Raw genomic sequence first — 544 nt, 5'->3', positions numbered from 1 at the left:
GCAGCAGGATCATGCAGACGGTCGTCAGGCCGACGGCGGCGCCGAAGCTGATGAAGCCGGCGAACCAGGGATGCCCGGTGGCCTTGAACGCGTCCGCGAGCGGGGCGTCCACGGACAGTTCGGAGTAGTGCTGCATTCCGGTGACGACGAGCGACACCAGGACGTACAGCACGGTGCAGATGAACAGCGAACCGAGGATGCCGCGGGGCATGTCGCGCTGCGGGTTGCGGGTCTCCTCGGCGGCCGTGGCGACGATGTCGAAGCCGATGAACGCGAAGAACACCACCGAGGCGGCGGTGAAGATGCCCATCACGCCGAAGTTGGCCGGGGCCCAGCCGAACATGAGCTGGATGAGGGGCGAGTCGAGGCTGTCACCGGCCGGCACGGGCTGGGAGTCCGGGATGAACGGGTCGTAGTTGTCGGCGGTGATGAAGAAGGCGCCGGCGATGATCACGACCAGGACGACGGTCACCTTGATGGCGACGACGACCGAGGTGACCCGGGCGGACAGCTTCATGCCGAGGACGAGGATGCCGGTGAGCAC

General features: G+C 66.9%; 1 protein-coding gene. It reads right to left on the bottom strand.

Annotation, left to right across the window (positions count from 1 at the left end):
• Positions 1 to 544 (bottom strand): amino acid permease (locus tag LPA54_RS36075; RefSeq protein WP_228984757.1); only part of this gene is annotated, 544 nt, incomplete at both ends.

The sequence above is a fragment of the Streptomyces sp. DH12 genome, assembly GCF_020873895.1.
Taxonomy (GTDB): domain Bacteria; phylum Actinomycetota; class Actinomycetes; order Streptomycetales; family Streptomycetaceae; genus Streptomyces.
Note: the sequence above shows the minus strand (reverse complement) of the source record. Positions and strands in the feature narration are given on the sequence as shown.